This window comes from Microbacterium sp. A8/3-1, from assembly GCF_040267695.1.
Classification (GTDB): Bacteria; Actinomycetota; Actinomycetes; order Actinomycetales; family Microbacteriaceae; genus Microbacterium; species Microbacterium luteolum.
In genome coordinates this window covers 295,293-319,557 of the sequence record NZ_CP158357.1, presented here as the reverse complement: position 1 = coordinate 319,557, position 24,265 = coordinate 295,293, and the positions used below count along the sequence as shown (strand labels likewise).

Below are 24,265 nucleotides of genomic sequence, written 5' to 3'. Positions count from 1 at the left end.
GGCAGGGTAGGAGATCGGCGGATGCCGTGCCGGCGGGGTGTGGATAACCGTCGCACCGCGAACGATTCCAGATGTCCGATGTACGAACTAGCGTCATCAGTGCCACTTGCTTTATTCGTACATATCTTCGAGGATGGATGCATGGGGATCGGGCTCGATGCGGTGACCGCGCTCTCTCCGACCAGCGATTCTCGCGCCGGAGAGGTGCTGCGTCTGCGCCGCGAGATCAGCAGGATGCAGCGGCGGCGCAGCGAGCACGCGCTGCTCCCGCTCGACCCCTCGCTCGCCGCCCTGCTGCCGGAAGAGGGGCTGCAGACCGGCACCGCCTACAGCGTCTCCCCCTCACCCAGCCTCGTGCTCGCCCTGCTCAGTGCAGCCTCCAGGAAGGGGCACTGGTGCGCGGTGGTCGGCATGCCGACACTCGGCGTCGAGGCCGCCGCCGCCTTCGGCATCGACCTGACCCGGTTGATCCTGGTCCCCGAACCCGGCGAGCGCTGGCTCGCGGCGACCTCCGCACTGGCCGAGGTCGTCCCCCTGATCGTGGTGAACCCGCAGTCGCGGGCACGAGACGCCGATGTCTCCCGCCTCAGCGCACGGCTCCGTGATCGCGGATGCACACTCCTGGTCACGGAATCCCCCGCCGTGGAGCGATGGCCGCAGAGCGAGGGATCGATCCGCCTCCACGACCCGCACTGGCATGGTCTCGGTGCGGGCTGGGGGCTGCTCTCCGACTGCACCGTGACGGTGACGGCCACGACCCGGCACAGCCCCCGGCCCTCGAGCGTGCGCGTGCAGCTGCCCGGCGGGCACGGTGCCGTCGAGGCCGCCGCGGCAGAGCTCACCGCGCTGCCGTCGCTCGCCGCCGAGACGGCCTCCAGCAGATCCGCGGTCGACGACACGGCTCCGACCGAGCTCCTGCACTGGGCGGAGGCCGGATGAACACCCCGCTCCGCGTCCTCGTACTGTGGTTCCCGGACTGGCCGCTGCGCGCCGCTCTGGGCGGTCCGCCTCCCCATCCGCCCACCGCGCTGGTGCAGGCGAACACGATCGTCGCCTGCACGGCCTCGGCCAGGGAACACGGCGTGCGCACCGGTCAGCGCCGCCGCGTCGCGCAGGGGCATCTCTCCTCGCTGCGGGTGCTTCCGCACGACCCGGCGCGGGACGAGCGCGCCTTCCTCCCGGTGCTGCAGCTCATCGAGAAGCACGCGCCGGGCGTCGCCCTGCTGCGTCCTGGCCTCGCGATCCTCCGCGCCAGGGGCATCTCCCGCTATCACGGCGGAGAGGCCGAAGCGGCCGGAGCCCTCGCCGCCGTGCTCGCGGAAGCGGGTCTGCCCGAGGTGCGCATCGGCGTCGCCGACGGTCCCTTCACCGCCGAGATCGCCGCACGGGGCCGCGACGCCTGCACCGTCGTCCCGCCGGGGCTGTCGCAGGAGTTCCTCGCGCCCTACCCCGTGCAGGTGCTGCGGGACGAGCAGATCGCCGGCCTCCTCGTCCGCCTCGGCGTGCGCACTCTCGGCGAGTTCACCGCGCTCGCCCCGCTCGACGTGCGCGACCGGTTCGGCGAGCACGGCGCGCGCCTGCATGCGCTCGCCGCCGGCGCCGATTCCCGACCGCTGACGCCTCGCCCTCCCGACCCCGAGCTGGTGCGGAGCATCGAGTTCGAGTCCCCGCTGGGCGGAACGGATCAGGTGGCCTTCGCCGTGCGGCAGACGGCGGATGCCGTGCTGCTCGCCCTCGGAGACGCCTCGGTCGTCTGCACCGAGGTGCGGATCGACATGACGGACGACAACGGGACGGTCTTCTCCCGCACGTGGCTGCATCCGACCTGCTTCGATGCCTCCGACCTGGTCGACCGCGTGCGCTGGCAGCTGGAGGCGCTGGCCGCGCAGTCGGCGAAGGAGCCCGTCGACGAGGCGCGGGCGTTCGGCGGCATCCTGGCGGTGCGCATCGTCCCGGTCGCCGTCGACGACGCCGCCCACCATCAGCCCGGACTCTTCGGCTCCGGCACCGATGAGCGGCTGCATCACGCGGTCTCCCGCGTGCAGACCATGCTGGGGCATCAGGGCGTGGTCACCGCCGCGCTCGCCGGAGGCCGCTGGCTCGCCGATCGTCAGGTGCTCACCCCGTGGGGCGAGCGCGCCGTCGCCCCACGCGATCCCGGCTCCCCGTGGCCCGGAAGCCTGCCCGACCCGCTCCCCGCCGAGGTCTTCCTGCCGCCCCGCCCCATCGGGGTGCTCGCCGCCGACGGCGCCGCGATCAGCGTCGACGACCGGGGCGCCCTCTCCCAGGAGCCCGCCCGCATCGACGGCGTCGCCGTGCAGGCCTGGGCCGGCCCCTGGCCCGTGCACGAACGCCGCTGGACGTCCGACGGAGGCAGACGAGGGCACCGGCTCCAGATCGTCGACGACCATGACCACGCCTGGCTCGTCTTCCGCACCGGCGAGCGCTGGTGGGTCGAGGGGAGGTATCGCTGATGGGCTGGCACAATCCCCCGCAGACCTGGAGCGAGCTCGAGCGCACCCTCAGCGGAGAGGAGCCGGCCGCGCGGCAGGGGGTCGAGCCGCCCGCCACACGGCCCGACCCCGGACCGGTGAGCCGACGACGGCAGCGCACACCGCTCACCGGCATATCCCGGCCGGCCGATGCGGTGCCCTACGCCGAGCTGCACGTGCACTCCTCGTACTCGTTCCTCGACGGCGCCTCCGCCCCGGAGGATCTCCTCGCCGAGGCCGAGCGTCTCGGGCTCACAGCCCTCGCGCTCACCGACCACGACGGCTTCTACGGCGCCGCACGGTTCGCCGACCAGGCCGAGCTCATGAAGTCGCCGATGCAGACGGTGTACGGCGCCGAGCTGTCCCTCGATCTCCCCGCTCCGCAGCGGGGCAGCCCCGACCCTGCGGGTGAGCACCTGCTGGTCCTCGCCCGCGGGATGGAGGGCTATCACCGCCTCTCCGGCGCGATCACCGCCGCTCAGCTGCGCGGGGGCGAGAAGGGGCGCCCGGTCTACGACATCGACGAGCTCGCGGCGAGCGCGGGCGGGCAGTGGACGATCCTGACCGGATGCCGCAAGGGCGCGGTGCGCCGGGGACTCGAGGTCGGCGATGCCGCGACCCCGCTCCGGAGCCTCGTCGATCTGTTCGGGGCAGACCACGTCGCCGTCGAGCTCTTCGACCACGGGGATCCGCAGGACACCCGTCGCAACGACGCCCTCGCCGAACTCGCCCGGCGGATGCGGCTGCCCGTGGTGGCGACCAACAACGTGCACTACGCCGGTCCCGCCCAGGCCCCGCTCGCCGAGGCGGTGGCCGCCGTCCGTGCGGTCCGCAGCATGGACGAGCTCGACGGATGGCTGCCCGCGCACGGCGGCGCGCACCTGCGCAGCGGTGCGGAGATGTCGGCGCGCTTCCAGCGCTACCCCGGCGCGATCTCGTACGGCCTCGAGCTGGCAGCGGCATCCGCGTTCCCGTTGCGGCTCGCGCGACCGGCACTGCCGAAGCAGAAGGTGCCGGAGGGGCACACGCCGATGAGCTGGCTGCGGCATCTGGTGTGGGAGGCCGTGCCGTCGAAGTATCCCCGGCTGAAAGACGACGAGCATCGCCGGATCGAGCGGGAGCTCGACGTCATCGAGGAGAAGGACTTCCCCGGCTACTTCCTCATCGTGCACGGCATCGTCGCCGAGGCACGGCGGCGCGGCATCCTCTGCCAGGGTCGAGGGTCCGCTGCGGCGAGCGCGGTCTGCTACCTGCTGGGCATCACCGCCGTCGACCCCATCCTCTACGGCCTCCCGTTCGAGCGGTTCCTCGCCACCACCCGGACAGAGGAGCCCGACATCGACGTGGACTTCGATTCCCGCCGCCGGGAGGAGATCATCCAGTGGGTGTACGGAGAGTACGGCAGGGAGCGTGCGGCCCAGGTCGCGAACGTCATCCAGTACCGTCCGAAGAACGCGGTGCGCGACATGGCAAGGGCGCTCGGGCATTCACCGGGGCAGCAGGATGCCTGGTCGCGGCAGGTCGACGGCTGGGGCACGGGCCTGGAGCCGTCGGAGGGCCACGACATCCCCGAGAACGTGCTCGCCTACGCGGGCGAGCTGCTGAAGGCGCCGCGCCACCTGGGCATCCACTCGGGCGGCATGGTGCTCACGGCGCGACCCGTCGGCGAGGTCGTTCCTGTCGAGCATGCCCGCATGGAGAACCGCACGGTGATCCAGTGGGACAAGGATGACGCCGCCTTCATGGGACTGGTGAAGTTCGATCTGCTGGGCCTCGGGATGCTCGCCGCGCTCCAGCACTGCTTCGACATGATCCTCGAGGCGACCGGTGAGCGGTGGACGCTGGAGACCCTCCCCAAGGAGGAGCCAGCGGTCTACGACATGCTGTGCCGAGCGGACTCGATCGGGGTCTTCCAGGTCGAGTCGCGCGCGCAGATCGGGCTGCTCCCCCGCCTGCAGCCGCGGAGCTTCTACGACCTCACCATCCAGATCGCTCTCATCCGCCCCGGCCCCATCCAGGGCGGGGCCGTGCATCCGTTCGTCCGGCGCAAGATGGCCAAGGACCGCCTCGACGAGGAGAACCGGGAGCGGATCGCCCGCGGCGAGGAGCCGGTGGACTTCCCCATCCCCTACCCGCACAGCGATCTCGAACCGATCCTGAAGCGCACACTGGGGATCCCGATCTTCCAGGAGCAGCTCATCCAGATGGCCACGGCGGTCGGCGACTGCACCGCAGACGAGGCCGACCTGCTGCGTCGGGCCATGGGCTCGAAGCGGGGCCTGGAGAAGATCGAGAGAGTGCGCGAGAAGCTCTACGCGGGAATGGCCAGGCGCGGGCTCGACCTCGACGCCTCCGATCGCATCTACGCGCAGATCCAGGCGTTCTCGAACTTCGGTTTCGCGGAGTCGCATTCGCTGTCGTTCGCGCTGCTCGTCTATGCCAGCTCCTGGTTGAAGCTGCACTATCCCGCCGCGTTCCTCGCCGGACTCCTGCGCTCGCAGCCGATGGGCTTCTACTCCGGGGCGACCCTGACTGCCGATGCGCGACGGCACGGGGTGGAGGTCCGCCGCCCCGATCTGCATGCCTCGGGCGCGACGGAGACGCTGGAGCCGCTCGCCGAGCCCACCGGGCGGCCGACCGGCAGGGACGACTGCCTCGACACTCCGCAGCCTCCGACGCTCCGCTTCGACCGAGACGCCCCCGACGAGTCGGCCTCCCATCGCCGGGACGGCGGGCACGCGGTGCGACTGGGGCTCAGTGGCATCCGCGGGATCGGAGTGCCCCTGGCCGAGAAGATCGTCGCCGAGCGCGAGGCGAACGGCCTCTACCGCGACCTGCACGACCTGGTGCGGCGCACGGATGCCACCGCCGCACAACTGGAGGCTCTCGCCACCGCCGGCGCGTTCGCCTGCCTCGGGCTGGAGCGACGGGAGGCGATCTGGCTCGCGGGTGCGGCCGCCGACGACCGGTCGCGCTTCCTTCCCGGCACCTCCGTCGCCGTGCAGCCTCCCCTGTTCGCCGATCAGACCAGCTACGAACGGCTCTCCGCAGACCTCTGGGCGACCGGCGTCTCGACCGATGACCACCCGATGGCACACTTCCGCGGCGCGCTCCACGACAGAGGTGTGCTGACCGCCGCCGATCTGCGCGCGCACGAATCAGGACGGCGCATCGAGGTCGCCGGCCTCGTCACCCACCGTCAGCGGCCGGCGACGGCCTCCGGGATCACGTTCATGAACCTCGAGGATGAGAGCGGGCTGGTGAACGTCGTCTGCTCGACCGGCGTATGGAACCGCTATCGGCGCGTGGCCCGCGACTCTCCGGCGCTCATCATCCGCGGCATCCTGGAGCGTTCAGAGGAGGGGGTCGTGAACGTGCTCGCCGATGCCTTCGAGGATCTGCGCACCGGGCTCACGCATCGGTCCAGGGACTTCCGCTGATGCGCACCGGTGCGAGACGCTCACCAGAAGCGTTCCGGCTCCTCCGCCGGCGGACGGTCCGTGCCGCCCCAGCGGTCAGCCTCGGCCTTCGCGGCGTCCGCGGCCGCGTCGGCGCCGTACAGCGCGCCCTTCGCCTCCGTCGCCCCCGACCCGATCGGGTCGACGCGCAGCACCGTTCGTCCGGCACCGCCGATCGTCACCGTGCACTCGAGCACCCGGCCGATCCAGCGGGAGAACTCGCCGCGCACCTCGTCCGTGCGTCGGTAGCGGATGCCGGTGTCGAGGTCGACGACGGCGAGGACCACCGGCTCCTCGGTGAGGGGATCGATCTGCTCGATCACCTCGACCCGGTGGCCGTGGGCGATGGCGACCTGCGCGGTGATCACGAGCAATCTGTCCATGACTACACCCTACGAAACCCCTGCGGGAAGACAACCGGGTCATCGTCCAGAAAACTTTCGCAACTTTCTTTGTCCCCCAAATGGTGGACAAGACAAAACAGATGTACTCTGCTATATGTAGCGGGGGCTACGGGCTGAGACCTGGGGAATCAGCCGAAGAGTGCAGCGATATCTTCGCCGCCTCCCCAACCGTCCGGGAAGGGCGGTGGCCCTCTCGACGAGATCGTCTGGGGACGGGTCAGTCGGGAGGGCAAACCTCCCCCGCCCGCGGGTGACGCTCAGGCACCGCCGGCGTTCTCGCCTGCGGCGCGATCCGGCGGCAGCTGTCGCACGATCGCGTCGACGAGCTCCATGGTTCGCACGTTCTCCTCCGCACTCCGGTCGTCACGACCCAGGTCGTCGGTGGCGAACGCTGCGATCTCGTCGACGAAGCCACGCAGCACCAGGTCCTGCGCACCGCCCGACATCGTGCTCACGGCCGGCGTCAGGGACGTGCTCTGCTCGCGTGGACGGCGCCAGTCGCCACCGCCGACGGTCCCGCGGCGCACGACGAGCTCTCGCGTGTCGGTCATCGTCACCATGCCGCGTTCGCAGGTGATCGTGGTGATGTCGAGCTCGCTCGCGTGTCCGGGACCGTTGGTCAGGTGCAGGGTGCCGACGGCGCCGGAGCGCATGCGCACGGTCACGAGCACGGTGGCGGCCAGATCGCTTCCTGCGAAGGCGACGTCGACCCGTTCGACGTCGCCGAAGAGGAACCGCACGAGGTCCACGTGATGGATCGCCGCGAGTCGGATGAAGTCCGCCGTGGTCGGGGCGAAGGCGCCTGCGTCTGCACCGAAGCGCACGTCGAAGGAGAGCAGTGACCCGAGCTGCGCGGTCGCCAGCAGCTCCTGAAGGGCGAGCACTGCCGGCGCGTAACGCTTCATGAAGGCCGCCCGGAGGACGACCCCTCGGCTCGTCGCGTGGTCGGCGAGCGCCCTCGCTTCGCCGGCATCCAGCCCGAGCGGCTTCTCAGCGAGCACATGCACCCCGGCGTCCATCAGCTCCCGGACGATCGCGGGCTGATCGGATGGCTGGGCGCAGACGATCACCCGATCGAGATGGGGAAGGTCGGCCACCATGTCGCCGACGCTGCCGTAAGGGCGCGCGTCCCCGAAGCCGGCGCGCACGACGGTCGCAGCGGAGCGCTCCGCGTCGCGGCTCGCCAGGCCGACGATCTCGATACCCGCGAGCTCAGCCGCGGGCAGGAGGTTGGTCCGCGCATGGAAGCCCGTCCCGACGAAACCGACAGGGTGCATGACTGTGGCCTTTCCCGAAGCATCCGGATCTCGCGAATGCTCATTCTCGGCAGTCGCGGTGTCAGCCTAAGGGCGATCAAGACAAATTTGTATATGCATTCTGATTTTGTATCTGTAAGCTGACGCGCATGACCGCTTCCGATATGGCCGTACAGGACAACTCCCGGGTCGCCTGGATCCGCTCCCGAATGGCTCTGCTGGCCAACGTGCGGCAGGAGCTCGAGCGCACGCGACCCTTCGCCGGCCACCGCATCGGCATGTCCCTGCACGTGGAGCCGAAGACCGCGGTCCTCGTGGAGACGCTCGCCGCCGGCGGTGCCGAGCTCATCGGCACGGGCAACTTCGGGTCGACGCAGGACGACGTCGTCGACTACCTGAACTCGCTGCCCGGCATCACGATCCACGGCCGTCGCGACGACACCCTCGCGCAGCACGAGGCCAACATCGCCGCGGTGCTCGACGGCGCCCCGGACATCATCCTCGACAACGGAGCCGATCTCGTCGCCGGACTCGTCGCCCGTGGCACGACCGGCACCGTGATCGGCGGGACCGAGGAGACCACCAGTGGCGGCGATCGCCTTCGCTCGGAACTCGCCGGCGCCGTGCCCTTCCCGGTCATCGTGATCAACGACAGCCTGCTCAAGGCCATCGGCGAGAACAAGCATGCGGTCGGGCAGTCCGCGGTCGAGAGCTTCATGCGCATCACGAACGCGATGGTCCCCGGGCGGCGCTTCGTGGTCTTCGGCTACGGCTGGTGCGGCCGCGGGGTCGCTCACTACCTTCGAGCGCTCGGTGGCAAGGTCGCTGTCGTCGACACCGACGAGCTGAAGGCCTTCGAGGCGGCTCTCGACGGGTTCCGCGTCGGAAGCGCGACGGACTTCGCCCCCTGGGGAGACGTCTTCATCACGGCGACGGGCCGCCCCGGCGTGCTCCCCTACGACATCATCGAGCAGATGCACGCCGGTGCGATCATCGGCAACGTCGGACACTTCCCCTGGGAGATCGACGTCGAGACGCTGCGTGCCAGAGCGACGTCGACGACCTCGCTCGGCTCCGCTCTCGACCGCATCGACCTCCCGCACGGCGGGCATGTGATCCTGCTGGCGAACGGGCGCATGTTCAACCTCGCGGGCGATGAACCGAAGGGGAACTCGATCGAGTCGATGGACCTCGGATTCCTCCTGCAGACGCTGTCGCTCGTGCGCGTCGTCACCGATCGTTCGGCTCTCTCCGCAGGACCCCAGCCCGTGCCCGACGACATCGACCGCACGATCGCCCGTCGTATCCTGGCAGTCCTCGATTCCTCATCCTGACGACGGAGAGACACCCTTGGTCGAACAGCAGCCCGACTATGCGGCGCCCGCCGTGGACAAGGCTCTCGACATCCTCGAGACGCTCGCCGCCGCGGCCGACGGGCTCAGCCAGCTCGACATCGCGAAGGCCGTCGATCGCTCGCCGGGCCAGATCTTCCGGGTGCTGCTGCGGCTCGAGAAGCGCGGCTATCTGCACCGCGACCCGCAGAGCGGTCTGTACCAGCTGTCGATGCGGCTGTTCGATCTCGCGCATCGCCAGGAGCCGACCAGGTCGCTCATCGCCGCCGCGATGCCGGCCATGCGCCGTGTCGCCGATGCGACTCGGCAGTCCTGCAATCTCGGCGTGATCGACGAGGGCCGAGTGCGGATCATCGCGCAGGTCGAGAGCCCCGACGACTTCGGCTTCCACGTGCGCGTCGGAGCGCTCTTCCCCCTCGACGGGACCGCCAGCGGCCACGTGCTCTCCGCGTTCAGCTCGGTCGCGCACACGGAGATCGACGACGCGGTGCTCGCAGGGATCCGTCGCGACCGTCTCCTCGTCCGCCCCGACTCCGCGCAGCCCGGCATCACCGACATCGTCCATCCGATCCTGCGCAGCGGTCTCGACGAGGCGGTCGCCGCATTGACCGTGCCCTACATCGCCACGAGCTACAGCAAGGTGCCGGCCGAGGAAGTCTCCGCCGCCGCGGAGCGCGGTGCCCGTGAGATCGAACGCGCGCTCGGCATCTGAGTCGCGCCGGGCCCGCCGCCCCTAGGCCCGGTACCGCGACCGCCCGGCGACGATCGTCTCGATCACCCGTGCCTCGAGCAGCGATGCCGGCCCCTCGACGAACGGGTCGGTGTCGAGGATGACGACGTCGGCGGCGAACCCCGTGGCGATGCGGCCGCGCCAGTCCCCATCGCCGACGGATGCCGCAGCGTCGCGCGTCGCATGACCGATCGCCGCCGCGAGAGGCAGCGCGTACTGCGGATGGACCGCGGGAATCGAGCGGTCGAGCGCGGAGGCGCGCGTCGACGCGACGTACATGTTCGCCAGCGCCTCGTGCGGGGCGGTCGGCGCATCGGTCGAGAACGCGAGCAGAGCGCCGGCGTCCTCGTACTCGGGCCACGGGAACGCCCGGTCCACCCGGTCGTCGCCCAGCATCTCGGCCCAGTTGGCGAAGATGGCAGGGTCGCTGTGCACGGGCTGCATCGAGGCGGTGACGCCGAGTCGCGCCATCCGCTCGGCGGTGCCAGGCGCCGCGTACTCGAGGTGCTCGATGCGGTGACGACGCGGCCTGTCGCCGTTGACGACGATCGCGTTCTCGATGGCATCCAGGGCGATCTCGCTGGCGTAGTCGCCGATCGCGTGCTGCGCGACCTGCAGGCCTGCGGCATCCGCCGCCGCGACGACGGGGTTCAGTTGCGCGACCGGCCAGATGGGCGCGGCGTTCGTGCCATCGGCGTACGGATGCCGCATCGCGGCGGTGCACGCGTCGATCACGCCGTCGAGGATCAGTTTGATGCCGACGACGCGGAACCAGGGCGAGGATGCGTTGCCGGCGAGCTCGGCCGCACGCGCGACCTGCGCGAGGTTCTCGCCGTCGTCGCCGGTGTTGGTGCTGAGCCAGTGCGCGGCGACGCGGATCGGCAGCTCTCCACCATGACGTTCCTGCGCGCGCTGGAGCGCCGCGAGTCCGAACTCGTCGAACGCCATGTCGACCGCCCCCGTCACGCCGGCGGCGAGGTAGGCCTCGATGACGCGGTCCGCGTCCGCATCACGGTCGGCGTCGGTCGTCGTCGCGTCGCGGTGCGCCCAGGCGTACTGCGTCGCCGCGGTCTCGTAGAGGAGCCCGGTCGGCTCCCCCGAGGCATCCCGGGCGAAATGGCCACCGATCGGATCGGGGGTATCCCGGGTGATGCCGAGCTCGACCAGAGCCGCGGTGTTGACCCAGCACGAGTGGTAGTCGTTGGCGTCGAGATACACCGGGATGTCCGCGACGACGGCGTCGATCATGGCCGCCGTCGGTGCACCGCCGGGGATCGAGTCGAAGAGCCACCCTCTCCCCCGCAGCACCGCGGCCTCCGGGTTCGCAGCCCTGGCATCGCGCAGCAGCGCCTGGATGTCGTCGAGCGAGCGCGCCGCGGTGAGCGGCACCTGCCCGAGTGCCGCTCCTGCCATGAGCAGATGGGTGTGCGCATCGGTGAAGCCGGGCAGCACCAGGCGGCCCTCCAGGTCGACGGTCTCGTCGGCCTCGTCAGCCTCGGGAGCACCGCCGTTCGAGCCGACGTACGAGATCGTGTCGGCGTCGACCGTGAAGGCCTCGGCCCAGGCCCCGGCGGGGTCGGGGTCGCCCGTGAAGATGCGTCCGTTGATGTAGCGAGTGGTCATGGTCGACCGTCCTTTCCGAGGGGCGTGCGCAACAGGCCGGCGTAGAGCACCGCGGCCACGAGCATGCCGACCGGCACCGAGAGGTCGATGTAGCCGGTGAGCTGGGCGACGGGCCCGCTCCAGATGCTCGTGGACAGGCACATCGCGGTAGCGATCCCGCCGACGAACAGCGCGGTGATGCCGGGGATGCTCCACCCGGCCGAGTACCAGAACCGGCCGCCGGGTCGGTCGTGGAAGAGGTCGATCCCGTCGTAGTCGTAGCGGCGCAGGATGACATCGACGACGAAGATCGCCATGGCGGGTCCCGAGACGATCACGAGGAACTGGAGCATGAGGTTCGCGGCCTCGAGCAGGCTCGACGACAGGACGAGGTAGATCGTCAGCGCCGTGCCGACGACGCCGACGATGATCGCCGCGGGGATGCGACGCAGGCGGAACCCGATGGCCTGGAGAGCCATGCTCGAGGTGTACGCGGTCATGGCGTTGAGGGCGATCGTGTTGATCACGACGCCGAGCACGAGGACCGGCCCGAGCCAGGAGGGAAGAAGGTCGATCAGCGCGACGTCGATGCCGGTCGCGAAGGCGGCCTCGCTCAGACCTGTCGCGAGCAGCACGCCGACGGTCGTGAAGACGATGAACGGGATGGCACCGCCGAGCGCGGTCGCGGCCGCGATGTGCGACGGCTTCGTCTCACGAGGGAGGTAGCGGGCGATGTCGGGACTGTTCATGAACGACAGCGGCGTCGACGCGAGGATCGTGAAGCCGATCGAGATCGCCGACCACAGGGCGGGGCCGCTGAGCGTCTCCGGGGCCGAGTACTGCCAGTCGACGGTGGGCAGGATGAACGCGGCGACGGCCAGGAAGATGACGAACAGCGCCCCGGCCATGTACGGGTAGGCGCGCAGGATGAGTCCGTGGCCGAAGATCGCGACCAGGATCGTGACGGCGGAGACCACGAGGGTCACGCCGATCGGAACCCAGATCGGGTCGGAGATGCCGACCCGCCGCAGCAGGTCGGCGCCCAGGAACGACGATGCGAGCCAGGTCAGCGAGAGGAAGACCGCGCCGATGAACCATCCGACCACGGCGACGAAGAGCCGGTTGCCGAGGATGCCGTACATCGCCCTCGTCACCACAGAGCCCGACGTGCCGGATGCCGGGCCGCTGCCGGCGATGATGCCGGGCAGCACCCAGAGCAGCGAGGCGGCGACGATCACGGCGACCGCCTGCCAGATCTCCAGGCCGAGCAGGATCAGCGAAGCGCCGATCGTGAGGTTCAGGATGCTGACGCTCGGGGCGGCCCAGATCAGGAAGAGGTCGCGCGCCCTGCCATGGCGTTCGGCGTCGTCGATCAGCTCGATACCGCGGGTCTCGGGGCGGGAGGCCGCGTCGAGGGTCTCGGCGTCAGCGGAGGGGATCTGGGTCATGGAGTTCCTTTCGGGAGGAGAGCGCCATTGCTATTGGTCACATGCCCAATGGACTATTGGTCACTCATTCAATAGCATGGGTGGGGTGACGTCAAGCACTTCTTCTCCCGCCGCCGCTCCGCGCACCCGCAAGCCACCCGAGGAGCGCCGCGAGGACATCCTCGCCTGCGCTGCGGCGATCGCGATCGAGGAGGGACTCGAGCGCATCACCCTCCGCGCTGTCGCCGCGCGACTCGGCGTGCGGCCCGGCCTGATCACGCACTACTTCCCCGTCGCAGAGGATCTGGTGGTCGCCGCGTTCGCCCGCGCCGCGGTCCTCGAGCGCGAGCAGTTCTTCACGTCCGGCGGCACACCCTTGCAGCGCCTGGCGCGATTCGTGGATCACGTCGAGCGGGGCCGCTCCCTGCCGCTGGCCCGACTCTGGCTGAACGCCAGACACCTGTCGCGCTTCAGTCCGACGCTCGACGCCGAGCTGCAGATCCAGGACGGGCTCGACCGCGAGCGCCTGACGGCGATGATCGAAGACGGCATCGCCTCGGGCGACTTCCCCGGCGCGGATGCCGAGTCCGCCTGCATCCGGATCTTCATCGCCCTCGACGGAGGCGGATCGTACGTGAACTCGTCGCAGCCGATCGAGCACCCCGCGCACACGCGCGTGGTCGCGGATGTCGCTGAGTGGGCGCTGGGACTCGAGTCGGGGGTTCTGCGGCATCGCTGACCACGTCACGGATGGGCTCTCGAATGATGTCGTCGCCCGACAGGAGTCGTCAGCGCTCTCGCCGGCTCGCGAAGAACGGGCTCAGGAAATATGCCACCCGCCCCGATTCGTCTCGCGCGAACGCGCTGTCCCAGGGGCCGCGGTCGACACCGTCCATGTCGCGCATCCGGAATGAGTCGCCGCCCAGAGGGAGCAGTGTGTACTTCTGAACGCGCGGCTCCACGTAGATGCTCGCCTCTTCCGTCGTGGACACCGTGGCGGAGAGCGCAAGACCGTCCGATTCGATGCGGGTGTGCACCTCATCGCGGACATAGTCGCCGACGTAGTCCCGCACCGCGTCGGCAGTGATCGACGTGGGTTCCGGACGATCGGGCACCGGAAGGCCGAAGCGCTCCTGGAAGACGTGACGGGTGAGGCGTTCCGCGAGCACGGCGGAGACGGCGGGTACGTTGCACAGAACAGCGACGGCCGATCCTTGATCGAGCACCCAGTCGAGCTGAGAGCCGCCCGATCTGTTTCCCCCCGGATGCCCGAGCACGGAGTGCCCTCCCCACTCGCGGATGAGCGGTCCGAGTCCCCATGCATCGGCGACGCTCGCGTTCGGAACCGTGGCCTGGGGCCTCTGCATCTCACGTACCGACTCGTCGGAGAGTATCCTGACGCCGTTTCCGGCGATGCCGCCGCCGAGGAAGATCTTCGCGAAACCAAGGAGATCGCCCGCCGTGGAAGTGAGAGTCGATCCCGCTGGCCCGTAGCCCCGTCCGAGAATCCACTGATCGATCAGGGTCGCTCGCCCGTCGGCTACTTCGAAACCGACGGAGGTCGGGCCGATGACCTGCCGACTCAGGGCGGTGGTCGTGTCCGTCAACCCGGCCGGCTGCAGCAGTTCTCGCTCGAGCGCCTCGTTCCATGGGAGGCCCGAGAGCTCTTCGATGATCATGCCGCTGACGTTCGTCGAAGCGTTCGAGTATCCCCACCCGGTGCCGGGCGGGAACTTCAGCGACGATTCCGCGATGAGCTCCGTCGCGCGTCGAACGGAATCCCTCTCGTCGCCGGTGTCGACGTACCTGCCGTTGTCGAGTCCGCTCGACATCGACAGCAGCATCCGAGGCGTGATCTGCTGCGTGACGGCGGCGCCTCGGTACGACCCCAGATCCAGTCGCGGGACATATGTCGATACGGGCGCATCGAGATCGACCAGCCCTCTGTCCACGAGCTGCATGATCTGAACCGCTGTGAACAGCTTCGTCGTCGAACCGATCTGGATCGCAGTGCGATCCGTCAGTTCGACTTCGGGTTCCAACCTCGCAGATCCGAAAGCGTAGAGCTCAGCGCCCTCCGGCGTGAGCACACCGAGCTGCGCGCCGACGACACCCAGCTCGCGGCACACGTCGTGGAAGGTCTCGCGAGTCCGTGGATCGTGTCCTGCCATTGCGTGGATCCTTTCGGGTTTCATTGTTCCTCCAGCTTCGAGGGGGTTCCCTGCCGAGTCATTGGTCCAGGTGGACAACCGGACTGCTCCGGTCTCGGACGATCGTCCAAGACGGTCGTCAGAGATCGAAGATGCGCAGCTGCAGCTGCAGCGCCAGCCTCTCGTCCGCGTCACGCAGGGAGAATCGACCGAGCTGTTCGATCCGAGTCAGGCGATATCTGAGCGTGTTCCGGTGCACGTTGACCGCGGCAGCGGCCATCGCCACGTCTCCAAAGCTGTCCAGCCACGCTCGGAGAGTGGAGACGAGCGCCCCCTGATGCTCGGTGTCGTAGTCGCGCAGTCGGCGCAGAGCGGGTGTCGGCTCGCGATGTTCGACGGCGAGGGAATCGGAGAGGATCAGCAGGGCATTCTCGACCCACACGTCATCGAGGGTCGCCACGGAGCGTCCAGTGGGTCCTCCATCGATGAGGACGCGGAGCGCCCCTTCTGCTTCTTCGCGGGATCGAGCGAGATCGTTGGGATCAGCCACCGCGGAGCCGACACCGACCACCAGCGGATTCTCCGTGGCGAATCGCGTCGCGAAGTCCGCCATGAACGAGACGAAGGTGTCCTGCCCTCCCGGCGACGACACGGGCGCGATCGCATACGTGACGTCGCCGAGCAGCGCTGCCACGGCGCGCGGGGACACGGCCTGCAGATGCATCTGCAGCGACCTCGTCCTCCGTTCGGCCTCGGCCAGCGCGACGACGTCGTGCTCGCCGCTCCGTGCACCGACGGCCACCACGATGACGGCGTCCCGGCGGAAACCGAGGGCGCTCGCCGCCTGACGAGCCCGTGACCCTCCTTCGATGAGCTGCGCCACGGACGCCTCGCGCGCGCGTCGAGCAGTCGCGGAGGCGATCCGCGCGCGAACGATCACGAGACTCGCGAGCCTCGCCGACTCGACCCAGGCGAGCTCCTGCCTTTCGGACAGCTCACCCGCTTTGATGACCCACATCGAGCCGATGACCTCGTCGCCGGCCACCATGCGGAGCCCCCACCGAGGCGACGATCCGTCGATGTCCGTGATGTGGATCGGGCGAGGAGACGACTGCACGCGCCTGACAGCGGCTTCCATCTCCGTCGAACCTCGGTAGGACTCCGGAACACGCATTCGCAGCACCGTCTGACGTCGGCTCTCGTCCGTCGTGCTCTGGTCGCGAGAGAAGGCGAGAACACGGGAGGCAGGATCTTCGATCGTGAGCGGTTCCCCGAGGACTTCCGCGAGCGAATCCGCCAGATCGAACAGATCGGGCACCTCTTCTCCCGAAGACTCCCTCTCGGGGAAGATCTCGGCGCCACGGATCGCTTCTGTGAGGAGATTCGCGACCTGCATCCAGGCGGCCCCTTCGACCAGCCCGTACAGCGGAACGTCCGAGAGAGACTCGGCGATTCCTTCCAGGCTCTCGACCATCGAGTGAGGCACGATGATCGCGACCGCGCCGAATCGCTGCGAACGAGCGATGATCTGCTCGAGGCCGTTCAGAGTGGTGACGCCGACCGCCAGTACAGCGCAGCCCGACGGGATCGCGTGCGGATCATCCCGCTCAAGGATCGCGACCGCGCCGAGTCCACCCGCTGCGGGCGATTTCGAGAGCCGACGCAACAAGGATCCTTCGAGCCGGCCCAAGATCGAGGCTGCTTCCGCTGTCTCCATGTCTCTCTCCTCAGCCCTGGCGAGACCGCTCGGGCGTCGCCAGTCCGCTGTGATGCGCAGCGAAGGCGAGCAGGTCGGATAACTCGTCCACGAGCTTGGCCTTGCCCTTCCCTCCCCCGTGTCCGCCCGCCGTCTCGATCCTCGTGAGGATCGGCGCCGGGCCGCGTTGCTCGCGCTGCAGGGTGGCGGTGAACTTGTGACTGTGCAAGGGGACGACCCGGTCGTCGTGATCTCCCGTGGTGACCAGCGTCGCCGGGTACTCGGCCGGTCGCGCGTTGTGGAGCGGCGAGTACGCGCGCGCGACCTCGAAGTCCCGTCGATCCTCGGGGTCGCCGTAGTCAGAGATCCATGCCGCCCCGAAGGTGAACCGGTGGAATCGGAGCATGTCGAGAACGGCGACGCCCGGAAGAGCGACCGCAGCGAGGTCCGGCCGCTGAGTGATGACAGCGCCGACCAGGAGTCCACCATTGCTGACACCCTGGATCACGAGTTGATCAGGCCCCGTGACTCCGGTGGACTTCAGTCGCTCACCGACGGCTATGAAGTCGTCGAACACGTTCTGCTTGTTCGCACCTTTTCCCGCGTCATGCCAGGCGGCGCCGAACTCGCCTCCGCCGCGCAGGTTCGCGATCGCCACGGTTCCACCAGCAGCGATCCAGCCGGCGGCGAGCACGGGATGGTAGGCGGTTCCGATGGATATCCCGAATCCGCCATAGCCCCAGAGCAGGGTGGGGCGCGGGCCCGCGGCATCCTTCCCCGGTGCGCGCACGAGGAAGTACGGGATCCGGGTGCCATCCCGACTCACCGCCCATTCCTGGGCGACCGTGACCTCGATTGGCTCGACGACGCCTCGCGTCGCCGGGCTGTCCAGTGGCTCGAGTCGATTGCTCTCCACCGTGCCGACCAGAGGGAACGAAAGCCGGGTGGGCGTGGTCCAGGCGAGAAAGTACTCGTCGCTCGACGGCGACGCCCAGCATCCGGTCCGAATCGGCTCGCCCGGCGGAACCACCGACGTGCCGAGGTGATCGCCGGTGAGGCTGTGTCGATCCAGTCGCGGCACGGCATCGACGAGCCGGAAGAGGATCAGCTCGTCTCCGGCCGGGAGCACGGAGCTGAGAGTGCTCGCGGATTCTCCGACCACCTCTCTGACGACACGCGTCCCGGAAGCGGCGAACGCCGCGAGATCGATGCTGATGACCCGCCCCCGCTCGGCGTCGAGGTCGGTACGGCAGTAGAGCCGATCATCTTCTACGCGGATGAACTCGAACGCGGCGACGTCGTCGTCGATCACACGGAGCGGCGGACCGATGACTGTGCGGCCGTTCTCGGCTGACAGCGGGAACACCCAGAGGCGGTTCGTGAGCGCCGTTCCTTCGTGGAGCTGCACGACGAGCCAGCGACGGTCATGCGTGATCGCGAGGTGATACAGCGCGTTCGGCCTCTCCTCCTGGTCGAGAAGCACACGGTCAGACGCCCCCGGCGTCCCCACGTCGTGGAGCAGGATCCGCCACCGTCCGGTCGCCTCCGTCTCCGTACCGCTCATCGCAGCGCCCTGCATTGGTCTCGCGTACACGTACGAGGAGCAGTCCGGCAGCCAGATCGGAGGCAGACCCTTGGACTGGATGAAGGCGTCAGGACGACGTTCGCCCGTCTCGAGATCGAGCAGTCGGTAATCGCACCAGTCGCTGCCGCCCTCGCTGACGACGTAGTTCAGAAGCCGGCCGTCGTCGGTGACCTCGAAGCCGACCACGGACGCACTGCCGTCCGCTGCCCACTCGTTGGGGTCGAGCACCAGTCTCCCGCCGCCCGATCGCAGTTCATCGAGAGTGTCGGCCATGAACCAGCGATTCTGGTTCCAGGTACCGTCGTTGCGCGAGACGAAGTAGCGTCCGCCCAGCTTTCGAGGTGCGCCTCCCCTCGGCCGGGAGAGCTCCTCCGACATCCGCCGTCGGAACCAGTCGCGCTCGGGAAGCTGAGCGAGATACGACTCCGTGAATGCGTTCTGACGTCTGACCCATTCCGCGGTGTCCCGCGAATCGGCATCTTCGAGCCAGCGATAGGGGTCGGCGACAGGCACGCCGTGGAGGACGTCCACGACCTCGTCCCGACGCGTCTCGGGGTAGGGGTCGACCATCGGATCCCATGTCATGTCACAACTCCGTTCGATGAGCGTTCAGCGGGTGGTGCGGTCGGGAACAGGTGCCCCCGATGATCGGCGTGAGCGTTCGGGAGGCGTCGCGAGGCGCGACGAAGAGAGCCCTCCTCCCGCCGGTCGGGCGGTGGTGGATCACCGGCGACGGACCCTCGGATCGTCCTGGACGTGGCCGAGCGGGGCGTCACTACCGTCAGCGGGTTCCGGACGTCTCAGTCTTCGGGCTCCAGGGGCGGCCGGCTCGCCTTGTACGCCTCCCATTCGTCAGCGAGCGCCTCCCGTCGGGATTCGAACCACGCGTAGTAGTCGGCCGCGTTCCTCAGACGCGTGCGTGAAGCGAGGGTGAGGTGCGGATCGAGGTCCGCCTCGGGCCGGAAGACCTTCTCCAGCGCGGCCTGGTTCGGCACACCGGCCTTGAACATCGACCCCAGCGGATCATCCTGCACTGCGAAGTAGTGACTGCGGTCACCTGCCACCCATACGCGGCGAACCGCACCGCTCGCGACGAGATTGCGCGTGCTGGCGGAGATCGCCCCCTGGCTGACCCCGAGTCCTGCCGCGAGCTCGGCGGATGACACGATCTCCTGCTCGGCAATGATCAGGAAGGCGAGCACACGTCCGTCCATCGGGACAGAGCCCAACTGGCGCCATTGCGTCGCCACAGCCTCGATGAACCTCGCCCGTGCGCCGTCGGAATCGTCGACAGTCATCATGTGGATTCCCCCTGGTTCAAGAGTCGGTGGCGTCCGCGCGACGACTCTGATGGCGTCTCAACTTTATCGAGAAGGTCGTCGAGCACCGCCGTCGCCACCACCGCTCGAATGATCACGACGGGTTCGCGCAGCATCTGACCTGCGGCGTATCCCTCGTCTCCGTCGACGCATTCCGCGCTGTGGATGCCACGGAGGCTCGCCAGTCCGCGCGTCACCCGACCGAACGCGGCGAATCCCCGGCCGTCGGGCTGACGGTCGCCTCCCGCGTCGAGCGCCGGGGAGTCGCGGACGCAGAAGAACACGTGGTCGCCGGAGGCCGTTCCTGGATCGGCCCGAGCCAGCGACATCGTTCCCGCCGTGTGCCGCAGCCCGGTATGTTCCGTACTCTCGTGTTCGACCGTGCGCGCGTCCGGCGCGTGTCCCATGGCCTGGACCACGTCGATCCGCGGCCGCCCCTGATCGTTGTCCTCACGGATCGTTCTCACGAAGGCGGCATCGTCCCAGCCGCCCGACCGCACGCTGTGCACGAACGTGTCGCAGGAAGCAGGTGCAGCGCCAGGGAACAGCTCGAACTCGATCCGCCCGGCGGTCGTCTCGAAGTGTCCGATCATCTGATGCTCATTCTTCACGGGCACGCTCCTCTGCGATCGATGGTCCGATTTCAACGATCTCCCGGTACCGCTCGTCGCTGGCGAGGGTGAACGGCTCCGCGAGAACCGGCGGCCGCTCGCCGAAGAGATGCTCGACGAAGTAGTCCAGACGGCGGCGTTCGCCGTATCCGCTCAGCATGTGTCCCACGGCCGGCAGAAGGACGAGGTCGTAGTCTTTATGGTTCTCCACGAGCGCCTGGAGCATCTGGAACAGCGCCGCAGGGTGACAGCCGAAGTCCCGCAGCCCGTGGATGAAGAGGATCTTTCCGCTGGCCTCGGCGGCGTACGTCTTCGCCGCCTGGGTGGCGTAGTGCTCCTCGTCGTACGCGCCGTGATACCTCTCGCCCCAGCTGTGCCAGAAGAGGCTCTGGTCGTAGTTTCCCCCGCCTGCGACGGCGACCTTGAAGAAGGAGCCGTGTCGGAAGGATGCGAGCGCCGCCGCGTATCCGCCTGCCGAGAAGCCCGTGATGCCCACGCGGTCGAGATCCATGGCAGGGTGGATCTCCTTCAACTGCCGGATCGCGGCGATATGGTCCTCGATGTTGGAAGCCTCATGCACTCTGCCCCAGGAGGCGTGACGGAATGCCTTATCACGTTCCGAGGTGCCGCGTCCGTCGAGGAGGAGGGTGAACGCTCCGAGCTCGGACAGAGCGGCGGCCTCGATGAGGTGAGCTGTGGACATCCCGTCGGCGAACGCTCCGGCCGGGGCGATGTGCAGCTGCGGCCCGCCATAGATGGCGTCGATGACCGGATAGCTTTCCTCGGGGTCGTAGTCCACGGGAAAGAACAGCACGCCGAACACATCCGTCTCGCCGTCGGCTGCTTTCGCTCGCACCGGAACGGGCCATCGCCAGCCCGCCGGAAGCGCGTCCTCGTCGCCGCTCTCGAGCTCGCGGATCACGTTTCCGCCGCGATCGCAGAGAATCGTCCTCGGCAGCCTGTCCAGGTACGAGATCGTGTCGACGAAATACGAACCGCCCGGCGCCACACCGGCGATCGATTCCGGGGGCACCTCGAACGGCGTCGAGGCCGTCACGTTGATGTCGCGCGGACGATAGACGAGGTGCTCGCCATCATCGTCTCGGAGGATGCGCAGCGACGGGAGCCCCTCGTCGAACTCGACGCTGCACGGGCGGACCTGGTACGGGGTCGAGGCGCTGCCGATCCCGGCGGCCAGGAAGATCAGCGTCCGTTCTTCCTCGTCGACGCCGAGCACCTCGCGCACCTGCCAGTCACCGTCTGTGAGCGGGCGGATCATCTCCCCCGTTTCCAGGTCGTACAGGTAGAGATGTCCGCGACCGGACCGTTCCGAGTACCATACGAGCTGATTTCGGGCAGGGAGTGCGTGGATCAGTGCGGGCGTGTACACGTTCACGCTGAGGTCGATGGGCGCGTCGGACTCCTCACAGAAGACGACCCTGGTCTTTCCTGTGGCCGCATCGCAGGCGATGACGCTGACCTTCCGTTCACCACGCTCGATCGCGACGAAGTACGCCGTGCTGCTGTCCGCGCTCCACCAGGTCATCCCGCTCTTGAAGGGAGTGTCGTTCATGCGCACGGCCGGCAGCGGCGCGTGATCGATCTCGGTGACTCCGCCCCCGGCGTCCACCATGACCAGCGTGAACTCCGTGACGTTCTCGTCGCCCGGGAGCGAGGTGCGGTTGGTTCGGACCTGCGGTCTGACCCCGGTCGCCGGAAGGAACTCCATGATCGGGAGCGAACCCACCCGACGCTCGTCCGTGCGCAGGGTGAAGAAGTGTCCACCATCGGGCGACCAGCTCCCTTGGGGCGCGCGACCGGCGAACTGGTCGAGGGCGCGCGCGACCAGGGGTACGCTGCCGTAGGCATTCGCCTCCTCGCCGTCGACAGTCAAGGCGACCTCGCCGCCGTCCCCGCGGACCAGCACGAGATTGTTGTCCCGCACCACGATGCGCGTCTTCCGGTCCGGCGCGAGGGCGATCTGATCGCCGGAGCGAGTCCCGTCTTCGCGAGGCGCCGCCGTTCCCCGGGCGGTGTCGTAGATCCAGAACCCGCCGGCGTACTTGACGGTGATGGTCTCGAGACTGCCCTCCACGGGTACGACGTCTTCCTGACCGATCGCCGCGGCATCCGGGTTCGCGGACTGCAGAGCGTCGATGATCGCCGACAGCGCCAGTCGTCGATCCGCCCTCTCGCCTGTCGCGTCGACGATGCGGACCTCGGAACCGGACGGCAGGTCCCGGGTGTACCAGAAGGTACGCGCGTCGATCCACCGCGGAAGCACGATGCTCCCCGGGATCAGCGTCGACGGGTCGTGGATGAGGGACTGGATCGTCGCATAGCGCGCAGTCCAGTCGATGGTGACCGTCTCGGTCTCGATCGCAGTCGTCATCGGTGTAGCCCGCTTTCGTTGCTCGTGCCGTTCGCGACGGCGTGGCTGGTCGAGTCGATCGGTTCCCGAACAGACAGCGATGGCGCCCGGGTGGAGGCACGTCGCTGAGCGCGCAGGCGCGACTGCACCAGTGGATCGGGGATCGGAGCCGCGTCGAGCAGAGCCCGAGCGAAGTCGCTGTCAGGATCGCCGAGGACTTTCTCCGTGTCCCCCTGCTCGACGATGCGGCCGCTCTTCAGCACCGCGACGCGATGGCAGAGTTGCCCGACGACGGCGAGATCATGGGAGATGAACAAGCACGCGAAGCCGAGCTCCGACTGCAGTCGGGCCAGCAGCCTTAAGACGGTCGCCTGCACCGAGACATCCAGCGCAGATGTCGGCTCGTCCGCGATGACGAGTCGGGGCTGGAGGCTGAGGGCGCGGGCGATCCCCACGCGCTGCCGCTGTCCGCCGGACAGTTCGTGCGGATAGCGCCCTGACCAGTTGCGCGGCAGCTCGACCGACTCCATCAGATCCCCCACCCGCTTCTCGAGCGGCGCTCCTCGGAGTCCTGCGATCACTGCCAGCGGTTCGCCGATGGCGTCTCCGATCGTTCGGCGCGGATCGAGCGAAGCCGTCGGATTCTGGAAGACGACGCCGATCTGGCGGCGGGCCGCGCGAAGGTCGGAGCGCGTAGCGCCGTCGATCCGAAGGTTGCCGACCTGCACTGTTCCCGCTGTGATCGGCGCGAGTCCCACCACGGCCTTTCCGATCGTCGATTTCCCGGAGCCGGACTCGCCGACCAGTCCGACGATCTCGCCGGCGCCGACGGTGAAGGAGACCCCGTCCACGGCGGAGACGACGGGGGTGCGACGGAGCCGTCCACCGCCGTACTCGACGACCAGATCCGACACCGCCAGCATTGTCTCCTCGGCCTCGGGGACGGGTTCGGGCGCCGAACCCGCCTCGCGACGCGGTACCGCAGCGAGCAGATCCCGGGTGTACTGTTCGTGGGGCTCGGCGAAGAGCTGTCGGACCGGCGCCGTCTCGACGACCCTGCTCGCATGCATCACGACGACCCTGTCGGCGATGTCGGCGACCACGCCCATGTCGTGCGTGATGAGCACCACCGCCGTGTCCGTACTGTCAGCGACGTCTCTGAGCAGGTCGAGGACGCTCTGCTGCACCGTCACGTCGAGGGCAGTGGTGGGCTCGTCGGCGAGGAGGACGTCCGGGGCGGATGCGAGGGCCATCGCGACCATCACCCGCTGGCACTGGCCGCCGGACAGCTGATGCGGATACTGCCCGAGTTTGCGTTCCGGATCGGGCATCCGAACCGACTGCAGCAGCTGCAGGGCCCGGTCGCGAGCCGCCGCTCTCCCCAACTCTGGGTCGTAGACCCGCAGGAGCTCGATCATCTGCGATCCGATGGAGAACACCGGATCGAGCGCGTTGAGCGGATCCTGGAAGATCATCGCGATTCGCCGCCCGCGAACGCTCCGCATCGCCTTCTCGCCGATCTCAAGCAGATTGCGCCCATCGAACAGGATCGATCCGGTCGCCACCGCCCCCGCGGGGAGGAGGCCGGCGACGGCCAGAGCGGTCGCGCTCTTCCCCGACCCGGACTCTCCGACGATGGCGAGGACTTCGCCGCGGTGCAGTTCCCATGCTGCGGTGTCCACCGCCGTGTTGCGGTCGCGGTCGATACCGAACGTGACGGTCAGCGCGGACACCGACAGGATCGGGTCGCCAGCCCGATCGGGGTGTTCCGGAGCGTTCCGAGACGCTCGGCTCGTGTCATCGATGTTCATG

Annotated in this window: 17 protein-coding genes; 6 read left to right on the top strand and 11 right to left on the bottom strand. The window is 68.7% G+C overall.

Annotated elements, in window-relative coordinates; genetic code table 11:
* Positions 1–141: 141 nt before the first annotated feature.
* Genes ABS642_RS01615 through ABS642_RS01605 form a run of 3 tightly spaced genes read left to right on the top strand, consistent with a single transcriptional unit; the run spans position 142 to position 5,932 of the window.
* Positions 142–939 carry a hypothetical protein gene (locus tag ABS642_RS01615; protein ID WP_350352018.1) on the top strand — a complete coding sequence of 266 codons (798 nt, stop codon included), beginning with the start codon at positions 142–144 and terminating at the stop codon, positions 937–939.
* Positions 936–2,474 (top strand): DNA polymerase Y family protein, encoded by a 1,539-nt coding sequence (locus ABS642_RS01610; RefSeq protein WP_350352017.1) that lies wholly within the window; start codon positions 936–938, stop codon positions 2,472–2,474. Before ABS642_RS01615 ends, ABS642_RS01610 begins: the two co-directional genes overlap by 4 nt.
* A complete protein-coding gene (locus tag ABS642_RS01605) occupies positions 2,474–5,932 on the top strand; it encodes an error-prone DNA polymerase (RefSeq protein ID WP_350352016.1) in 3,459 nt (1,152 codons plus the stop codon). The genes ABS642_RS01610 and ABS642_RS01605 overlap by 1 nt, the downstream gene beginning before the upstream one ends.
* A gap of 20 nt (positions 5,933–5,952) precedes the next feature.
* Here ABS642_RS01605 and ABS642_RS01600 read toward each other — a convergent pair whose 3' ends face one another.
* Together ABS642_RS01600 and ABS642_RS01595 are read right to left on the bottom strand one after the other, a co-directional pair.
* Positions 5,953–6,333, bottom strand: coding sequence for a hypothetical protein (locus tag ABS642_RS01600; protein ID WP_350352015.1), 381 nt, complete (start codon positions 6,331–6,333; stop codon positions 5,953–5,955).
* A gap of 278 nt (positions 6,334–6,611) precedes the next feature.
* Positions 6,612–7,631, bottom strand: a complete 1,020-nt coding sequence (locus tag ABS642_RS01595) for a Gfo/Idh/MocA family oxidoreductase (protein WP_350352014.1) — start codon at positions 7,629–7,631, stop codon at positions 6,612–6,614.
* A 128-nt stretch (positions 7,632–7,759) separates the two neighbouring features.
* On the opposite strand from ABS642_RS01595, the gene ABS642_RS01590 reads away from it, so the two are divergent.
* Entirely contained in the window at positions 7,760–8,944 is a 1,185-nt protein-coding gene (locus tag ABS642_RS01590; RefSeq protein WP_350352013.1) for an adenosylhomocysteinase, read from the top strand.
* Between the two features lie 16 nt (positions 8,945–8,960).
* The gene (locus ABS642_RS01585) at positions 8,961–9,674 is read left to right on the top strand and encodes a helix-turn-helix domain-containing protein (protein ID WP_350352012.1); all 714 of its coding nucleotides are present in this window, start codon (positions 8,961–8,963) and stop codon (positions 9,672–9,674) included.
* Positions 9,675–9,695: 21 nt separating this feature from the next.
* On the opposite strand, the gene ABS642_RS01580 is transcribed toward ABS642_RS01585, so the two are convergent.
* Together ABS642_RS01580 and ABS642_RS01575 are read right to left on the bottom strand one after the other, a co-directional pair.
* Positions 9,696–11,315 (bottom strand): amidohydrolase, encoded by a 1,620-nt coding sequence (locus tag ABS642_RS01580; protein ID WP_350352011.1) that lies wholly within the window; start codon positions 11,313–11,315, stop codon positions 9,696–9,698.
* Positions 11,312–12,742: a cytosine permease gene (locus ABS642_RS01575; RefSeq protein WP_350352010.1), complete on the bottom strand. Its 1,431-nt coding sequence runs from the start codon at positions 12,740–12,742 to the stop codon at positions 11,312–11,314. Before ABS642_RS01575 ends, ABS642_RS01580 begins: the two co-directional genes overlap by 4 nt.
* A gap of 76 nt (positions 12,743–12,818) precedes the next feature.
* Between ABS642_RS01575 and ABS642_RS01570 the strand changes: the two genes are divergently transcribed.
* Positions 12,819–13,460 carry a TetR/AcrR family transcriptional regulator gene (locus ABS642_RS01570; protein ID WP_350352009.1) on the top strand — a complete coding sequence of 214 codons (642 nt, stop codon included), beginning with the start codon at positions 12,819–12,821 and terminating at the stop codon, positions 13,458–13,460.
* Between the two features lie 49 nt (positions 13,461–13,509).
* Here the strand turns inward: ABS642_RS01570 and ABS642_RS01565 are convergent, their stop codons facing one another.
* The 7 genes from ABS642_RS01565 to ABS642_RS01535 all read right to left on the bottom strand — a co-directional run bounded on the left by ABS642_RS01565 (position 13,510) and on the right by ABS642_RS01535 (position 24,264).
* Positions 13,510–14,892, bottom strand: coding sequence for a serine hydrolase domain-containing protein (locus tag ABS642_RS01565; protein WP_350352008.1), 1,383 nt, complete (start codon positions 14,890–14,892; stop codon positions 13,510–13,512).
* Between the two features lie 118 nt (positions 14,893–15,010).
* Positions 15,011–16,588: a helix-turn-helix domain-containing protein gene (locus tag ABS642_RS01560; protein WP_350352007.1), complete on the bottom strand. Its 1,578-nt coding sequence runs from the start codon at positions 16,586–16,588 to the stop codon at positions 15,011–15,013.
* 10 nt (positions 16,589–16,598) lie between these two features.
* On the bottom strand, positions 16,599–18,737 hold the full coding sequence (locus ABS642_RS01555) for a prolyl oligopeptidase family serine peptidase (protein ID WP_350352006.1): 2,139 nt from the start codon (positions 18,735–18,737) through the stop codon (positions 16,599–16,601).
* A gap of 215 nt (positions 18,738–18,952) precedes the next feature.
* A complete protein-coding gene (locus ABS642_RS01550; protein ID WP_350352005.1) occupies positions 18,953–19,453 on the bottom strand; it encodes a MarR family transcriptional regulator in 501 nt (166 codons plus the stop codon).
* On the bottom strand, positions 19,450–20,082 hold the full coding sequence (locus ABS642_RS01545; RefSeq protein ID WP_350352004.1) for a peptidylprolyl isomerase: 633 nt from the start codon (positions 20,080–20,082) through the stop codon (positions 19,450–19,452). The genes ABS642_RS01550 and ABS642_RS01545 overlap by 4 nt, the downstream gene beginning before the upstream one ends.
* Positions 20,072–22,474 (bottom strand): DPP IV N-terminal domain-containing protein, encoded by a 2,403-nt coding sequence (locus ABS642_RS01540; RefSeq protein WP_350352003.1) that lies wholly within the window; start codon positions 22,472–22,474, stop codon positions 20,072–20,074. Before ABS642_RS01540 ends, ABS642_RS01545 begins: the two co-directional genes overlap by 11 nt.
* Positions 22,471–24,264 carry an ABC transporter ATP-binding protein gene (locus ABS642_RS01535; protein ID WP_350352002.1) on the bottom strand — a complete coding sequence of 598 codons (1,794 nt, stop codon included), beginning with the start codon at positions 24,262–24,264 and terminating at the stop codon, positions 22,471–22,473. Before ABS642_RS01535 ends, ABS642_RS01540 begins: the two co-directional genes overlap by 4 nt.
* Position 24,265: the final 1 nt, after the last annotated feature.

Bases quoted from the DNA above. Each gene is read 5' to 3' on its own strand.
- ABS642_RS01610 (WP_350352017.1), top strand. From the start codon at position 936: ATGAACACCCCGCTCCGCGTCCTCGTACTGTGGTTCCCGGACTGGCCG.
- ABS642_RS01570 (WP_350352009.1), top strand. From the start codon at position 12,819: ATGGGTGGGGTGACGTCAAGCACTTCTTCTCCCGCCGCCGCTCCGCGC.
- ABS642_RS01565 (WP_350352008.1), bottom strand. From the start codon at position 14,892: ATGGCAGGACACGATCCACGGACTCGCGAGACCTTCCACGACGTGTGC.
- ABS642_RS01600 (WP_350352015.1), bottom strand. From the start codon at position 6,333: ATGGACAGATTGCTCGTGATCACCGCGCAGGTCGCCATCGCCCACGGC.
- ABS642_RS01595 (WP_350352014.1), bottom strand. From the start codon at position 7,631: ATGCACCCTGTCGGTTTCGTCGGGACGGGCTTCCATGCGCGGACCAAC.
- ABS642_RS01590 (WP_350352013.1), top strand. From the start codon at position 7,760: ATGACCGCTTCCGATATGGCCGTACAGGACAACTCCCGGGTCGCCTGG.
- ABS642_RS01555 (WP_350352006.1), bottom strand. From the start codon at position 18,737: ATGACATGGGATCCGATGGTCGACCCCTACCCCGAGACGCGTCGGGAC.
- ABS642_RS01605 (WP_350352016.1), top strand. From the start codon at position 2,474: ATGGGCTGGCACAATCCCCCGCAGACCTGGAGCGAGCTCGAGCGCACC.
- ABS642_RS01535 (WP_350352002.1), bottom strand. From the start codon at position 24,264: ATGAACATCGATGACACGAGCCGAGCGTCTCGGAACGCTCCGGAACAC.
- ABS642_RS01560 (WP_350352007.1), bottom strand. From the start codon at position 16,588: ATGGAGACAGCGGAAGCAGCCTCGATCTTGGGCCGGCTCGAAGGATCC.
- ABS642_RS01615 (WP_350352018.1), top strand. From the start codon at position 142: ATGGGGATCGGGCTCGATGCGGTGACCGCGCTCTCTCCGACCAGCGAT.
- ABS642_RS01580 (WP_350352011.1), bottom strand. From the start codon at position 11,315: ATGACCACTCGCTACATCAACGGACGCATCTTCACGGGCGACCCCGAC.
- ABS642_RS01540 (WP_350352003.1), bottom strand. From the start codon at position 22,474: ATGACGACTGCGATCGAGACCGAGACGGTCACCATCGACTGGACTGCG.
- ABS642_RS01550 (WP_350352005.1), bottom strand. From the start codon at position 19,453: ATGATGACTGTCGACGATTCCGACGGCGCACGGGCGAGGTTCATCGAG.
- ABS642_RS01575 (WP_350352010.1), bottom strand. From the start codon at position 12,742: ATGACCCAGATCCCCTCCGCTGACGCCGAGACCCTCGACGCGGCCTCC.